Here is a 1,081-nt window from a genome sequence, read left to right as displayed (position 1 = left end):
CGCTTCTCAGTTCTATGGACAGATATGAGGACTCTGCCTATGCTTGTAAAAAAGCCTGTGAAGCCGGCGCAGCAAACTATTGCTATGTATTAAGTGTAATCGAAATACGGTACAGCGGGGACATAAATTCAGCCATGAAATATCTTGGAAAGACATGCAAAAGAATAGATAGCGTATATAAAAACGAAGCGTGCAAGATAAAAGAGGAATTGGAAAAATGCCTAAATGACAGCGAGTGCAATCCTATAAAAAAAGCAAGAATTTTGTTAAAAAGCGTAAGATGATGTTGTTTAAAAAGCCGCTTTATATATCAAAATCTAAATAGGAGAGAAAATGCAGAAAATTAAATTTATAGTTTTAGCCTTGATATTTTCAATATGCTCTAGTATGGCAAGACCCATGGATCCGAGCTTTTTCAAAACTTGGGAAGAAAAAGAGCTAAATTTAGAGTGCGATAACGGCGACGGAAAATACAGTGCGTGCACGAGGCTAGTCGAAATTTTATCCAAAAAGTGCGACGACGGAGATTACGAAAGCTGCGGATCGCTCGGCGCGGTGCTTTTGGTTACAATGGGTAGATATAAAGATTCCGTTTTAGCATTAAAGAAAGCTTGCGAGGGGGATATGATGTATTATTGCTTTTTGCTAGCAGGGAATGAAGTATTTTACGGCGGAAATATACATAGAGCTATCGGTTACTTTGACAAGGTTTGTTACGGAAAAAACAGCGACAAGAAGGATTTTTCCTGCAAAATAAAGGAGCAATTAGAAATTTGCCTAAGCGATAGCGAGTGTAATCCTTTAAGAAAAGCGGTAAGTATACTTGTACCGAAATAAAAATTTTAACAACGCGATAAATTTCATCCTTATAGCTGATGCACTTCGCAAAAAAAGCAAGAATAAAGCCGCTAAGAATATACCGCCCACTTCTATAGTTTCGCTGCCATAAAATTTTACTCCGTCTCAAAAACCTCTCTCGCGTATTTCATCCCCAAATCATACGCCTTTTCATTTAGCGCACGGGTTTTTTCAGGCACAGAGCGGAGCATTTGCTCTTTTACTAGCCCTGAGTCCATACAGC

At 38.8% G+C, this 1,081-nt stretch carries 2 protein-coding genes; both read left to right on the top strand.

Annotated features, from left to right (window positions below; genetic code table 11):
- Positions 1-284 (top strand): hypothetical protein (locus Q0257_RS08540; protein ID WP_298024040.1); only part of this gene is annotated, 284 nt, incomplete at its 5' end.
- Positions 285-333: 49 nt separating this feature from the next.
- On the top strand, positions 334-837 hold the full coding sequence (locus Q0257_RS08535) for a hypothetical protein (RefSeq protein ID WP_298024037.1): 504 nt from the start codon (positions 334-336) through the stop codon (positions 835-837).
- Positions 838-1,081 lie beyond the last annotated feature (244 nt).

This window comes from uncultured Campylobacter sp. (assembly GCF_938018035.1).
GTDB lineage: Bacteria > Campylobacterota > Campylobacteria > Campylobacterales > Campylobacteraceae > Campylobacter_B.
The sequence above is the reverse complement of the archived record's forward strand: the minus strand, read 5'-3'. Positions and strand labels throughout refer to the sequence as shown.

Bases quoted from the DNA above. Each gene is read 5' to 3' on its own strand.
- Q0257_RS08535 (WP_298024037.1), top strand. From the start codon at position 334: ATGCAGAAAATTAAATTTATAGTTTTAGCCTTGATATTTTCAATATGC.